Genomic DNA, 4,711 nt, shown 5'->3' on the forward strand with positions numbered 1-4,711 from the left:
CAAATAAAATTTATTTATATGTTTTTTATTATATTATTCTTCTCATCTTCTTTTGCCTTCGGTGCAGCCAGATCAACCCTCATTAGTTTAAAAAATAGCACAGACAATGTCTTAATACTCGATTCATCGTCCCTAAAACACGGCATATGGAGCACCAGACCACCCAAAGAAATATTAGCAGGTAGATTGGTAACTTTTATGTCTGAATCAAACAAATTTCTGACTGGAGTGGAAGGAACGACCACATACAAAGCACCGGATGTCTCCAGGATAACCATACATTGGGACAATCCTTATATAGGAAGTAATTCATATGATATAAATACCAATAACCCAGACAGTTACTTAACAGGATACTCTGGCGGAAAAGGGAATAATGCTGAAATAAAAGTCACTTTTTTCAAGAAGAATATAACCCGGGATTATAAAGTGATTGTGATGTCTGATCCGCAACCATGGAGACTGGAAACTGGAGATCCTAATTCCTCTGCAAATAAGAAACCTTGGGAAAACAGAAATCGAAATGTAGTACAAAGTATGAATGAATTACATTCGCAAAGGTTAGTAGACTTCGGCATCATAAATGGCGATATGACCGAATTTGGCCGTCAATCGACCAGGGATAGTTTTTATAAAATATATAATAAACTATTATTCCCATTTTACTTTGGCCTTGGTAATCATGATTATGCAAACAATGTTAATGATTGCACCGAAATAGGTAAATTTAATTTTAGTAGAAACGCTTGTGCAAGAGAGTCTGTAAACAATATGGCATCAGAAATAAGCAATCACTATCAAAAAGAATTACTGCAAAATTTCAGCAGTGATTATAATGAAAGTAACCTTAGTGGTAGTTTAGCTTATTCATGGGATTTTGGTTCTATTCACTATGTCCAACTACAGTTCCATCCAACTTATCAAGTTGAATTAGGGCACTATTTAGAACCAACAATACATATAAAACCATCATTGGAGTGGTTAAAGAACGACTTAGCAAAAGCCTATGCCAGAGGAAAAGCCAGTATTCTTAATTTCCATGATGGCACTGATCATTTCATCGAAACAAGTACTGATGAACAGAAAAAAGAATTCAAAGAATTAATTGAAAAATATAACGTCATGGCAGTATTTATTGGCCATACTCATCAGGTTGAAGAATCCAACCAAAGTGGAGGAGATCCTGTTTTTGGTAATGCCAGAATATATAATAGCGGTGCCTTATTCCAAGGTGATTTTTTACTAATGAATGTAAAAAACAAATGTATTGATGTTTCAGTTTATAATGGTCGTGATGGCACACCTAAAAAAATTCAAGATTTTCAAGGTACTTGTGGAAAATGAATGTTTTATCTGAATCAATAGAATTGAAAACCAGATGTATACACCAATCCCACTTCAAGATGTGTGATCTCTCTCCGCAAAGCGGGGAGAGATCAGGTTTCATATCATGTTGTAAATTGCAACTTGAAGTTTAATACGTATAAAGGCGCCTCAAATGCGCCTTTATACATTTCAATCAGGAATTAATACTTACTAAACATTTCCTGAATTTTTTCTACATCAGAGGTTTGCGTCAGTGCTAGTTGCAGAAGAACGCGCGCTTTCTGCGGGTTCAAACGCTCTGAAGCCACAAAGCCATATTTGCTGTCGTTAACTTCTGCATTTTGGGTAGTGTAGCCGAAAGGAATACGGCTGGAGCGAACAACAACAACACCTTCTTTGGCCGCTTTAGCTAATGTGTCAAAAATGGACCTATAGATGTTACCGTTACCTACACCGGCGCTGATAATACCTTGATAGCCATTTTCAACGAAAGCTTTTGCTGGCAAGTCAGACGCATTGGAGTAGTTATAAACGATGCCAACTTTTGGCAATTTATCCAGTTCGCTCACATCAAAAACGTCTTTGTTCGCTTTTACTGGTGCCGCAGAATAGTAACGCACTTTGCCATTGTGAACGAAACCCTGTGCACCAGCATTCACAGCCTGAAATGCCTGAACTGCCGTTGTGCTCAGTTTACTGATGTCACGGCCATGAATAACGGAATCATTCATCGCCAGCAGGACACCGCGGTTTGCCGAGTTTTTATCCGCAGCAACAACCACAGCGTTGTACAGGTTCAACGGACCGTCAGCACCCAACGCTGTAGATGGACGCATTGCACCAACCATCACAATAGGCTTCTGGCATTGGGTGGTCAGATCGAGGAAATAAGCAGTTTCTTCCATAGTATCAGTACCGTGGGTGATCACAAACCCGTCGGTTTTGTCACATTCTGCATTGATTTTCTTCGCCAGAGCCAACCACACCTGATCGTTCATGTCCTGAGAACCGATGCTAACGACCTGCTCACCTTTCAAATCAGCAATATTTTTAATTGCCGGTACAGCATTCAGCAGAGCATCAATACCTACTTTACCCGCGGTATAACTAGATTGCGTTGCAGATTCACCACCCCCAGCAATTGTGCCCCCTGTAGCCAAAACAGTAACATTTGGCAAAGCAAAAGCAGAACCGCTAACTAAAGCCAGAAAACCGGCTATTGCTGTTATTTTAGTCTTTTTCATTATTCAACCTCTTGTAAAAAAAGCCATTTTATTATGTAAACCAAGAATAAATAAACTCTAATTAACAATAATTTTTGGGAATTGATAGAGCGGATAAAAAAAACGCCGTATGATATGCGCCTTTAACATAACTTGAAGTGAATCACGATGACGCAAACCTATATCCCAGGCAAAGACGCCGCGTTAGAGGACTCCATTAATCGCTTTCAGCACAAATTGAAGTCCCTTGGTTTTAATATTGAAGAAGCCTCATGGCTGAATCCTGTTCCAAATGTTTGGTCAGTACATATTCGCGATCGTGACTGCCCACTGTGCTTTACCAATGGCAAGGGTGCCAGCAAGAAAGCGGCATTGGCCTCTGCTTTGGGTGAATATTTTGAGCGTCTATCGACAAACTATTTCTTTGCTGATTTTTATCTGGGTAATACCGTTGCCAATGGCGACTTTGTTCATTATCCAGATGAAAAATGGTTCCCGTTGCCAGAAGATGACTCTCTGCCAGAAGGGATCTTAGACGAACGTCTGCATCGTTTTTACAATCCAGATAACGCGCTCTGTGCTAGCCAGTTAGTGGATTTACAATCTGGCAATGAAGCGCGGGGGATCTGCGCCCTGCCATTTACTCGCCAGTCAGATAATCAAACGATTTATATTCCAATGAATATTGTCGGAAATTTGTATGTTTCAAACGGCATGTCAGCCGGCAATACCATGAACGAAGCACGTGTGCAGGGATTATCTGAAGTATTCGAGCGCTATGTGAAAAACCGCATTATCGCAGAGTGCATCAGTCTGCCTGAAATTCCACAAGATATTATGGATCGCTACCCAAGCGTCGTTGAATCAGTCAATAAGTTGCAGGAAGAAGGTTTCCCGCTTTATTGTTACGATGCCTCACTGGGTGGGCAGTTCCCGGTTATTTGCGTTGTACTGTTCAATCCTAATAATGGCACGTGTTTTGCCTCCTTTGGTGCCCATCCTGATTTTGGTGTTGCATTGGAGCGCACAGTCACAGAACTGTTGCAAGGCCGGAGCCTGAAAGATCTGGATGTCTTCACTCCACCAAGCTTTGATAATGAAGAAGTTTCTGAACATACCAATCTGGAAACTCACTTTATTGATTCGAGCGGTGTAATCAGTTGGGATCTCTTCAAGCAGGATGCGGACTATGCATTTGCTGACTGGAATTTCAGTGGAACAACAGAAGAAGAGTTCTCCACCTTGATGGGGATCTTCAATAAACTGGATGCTGAAGTTTATATCGCTGATTATGAGCATCTTGGTGTTTACGCCTGCCGCATTCTGGTTCCTGGTATGTCAGATATTTATCCAGTCGAAGATCTGCACATTGCCAATAACATAATGGGAACTCATCTGCGTGATACCATTCTGGCATTGCCGGAGAGTCAATGGCAGCCAGAAGAATATCTGGCTCTTCTCGAACAGTTAGATGATGAAGGCTTGGATGACTTTACCCGTGTCCGTGAGTTATTGGGCATTGCTGTGGGTAAAGATAACGGTTGGAGCAATCTGCGTATCGGTGAATTGAAATCTATGCTGGCACTGGCAGGCAAAGATTTGGAACAAGCCTTGATTTGGGTGGAATGGACACAGGATTTCAACGCTTCCGTTTTCACCACTGAGCGAGCGAACTATTACCGCTGCCTGCAAACGCTGTTACTGTTAACTCAAGAAGAAGATCGCCAACCAGAGCAATATTATCAGGCGTTTGTAAAAATGTACGGTCAAGACACTGTCGATGCTGCTTCAGCAGCCATTGCCGGAGAAAACGGCTTCTATGGTCTATGGTCTGTTGACTCAGAGTTAAAAGCATTACCAGCCCATCAAGCATTATTAACTGCTTATGAAAAATTGCAAAAAGCCAAGCGTGAATTTTGGGGCAATAAATAAGCTGCTGTATATGCATTAAACTTCAAGTTGCAATTTACAACACGATATGAAACCTGATTTCTCCCCCGCTTCATGGGGGAGAAATCATACGCATCTTGAAGTTAGATTGGTATATCTACGTTTATTAACCGTAAAAAGTAAAATACAGGTTAAATATAATTTATTTTGAAATAACAAATAAATGACAATTTAGCCTGTTATTTTACTTTTAAGATCTAAAAAGCTAAAAC

At 40.6% G+C, this 4,711-nt stretch carries 3 protein-coding genes; 2 read left to right on the forward strand and 1 reads right to left on the reverse strand.

Annotated elements, in window-relative coordinates; genetic code table 11:
* On the forward strand, positions 1-1,344 hold a 1,344-nt coding region (locus tag IQ211_RS17980), incomplete at its 5' end, for an aegerolysin family protein (protein WP_228011613.1).
* A gap of 182 nt (positions 1,345-1,526) precedes the next feature.
* Here IQ211_RS17980 and ansB read toward each other — a convergent pair.
* Positions 1,527-2,570, reverse strand: coding sequence for an L-asparaginase 2 (ansB, locus tag IQ211_RS17985; RefSeq protein ID WP_189758506.1), 1,044 nt, complete (start codon positions 2,568-2,570; stop codon positions 1,527-1,529).
* Positions 2,571-2,717: 147 nt separating this feature from the next.
* On the opposite strand from ansB, the gene ycaO reads away from it, so the two are divergent.
* On the forward strand, positions 2,718-4,481 hold the full coding sequence (gene ycaO / locus IQ211_RS17990; protein ID WP_189758505.1) for a 30S ribosomal protein S12 methylthiotransferase accessory factor YcaO: 1,764 nt from the start codon (positions 2,718-2,720) through the stop codon (positions 4,479-4,481).
* Positions 4,482-4,711 lie beyond the last annotated feature (230 nt).

It is taken from the genome of Xenorhabdus griffiniae, from assembly GCF_015163655.1.
GTDB classification, from domain to species: Bacteria; Pseudomonadota; Gammaproteobacteria; order Enterobacterales; family Enterobacteriaceae; genus Xenorhabdus; species Xenorhabdus griffiniae.

What these genes read in the sequence shown, in the direction of transcription:
- ycaO (WP_189758505.1), top strand. Translation starts at nt 2,718, where the DNA reads ATGACGCAAACCTATATCCCAGGCAAAGACGCCGCGTTAGAGGACTCC.
- ansB (WP_189758506.1), bottom strand. Translation starts at nt 2,570, where the DNA reads ATGAAAAAGACTAAAATAACAGCAATAGCCGGTTTTCTGGCTTTAGTT.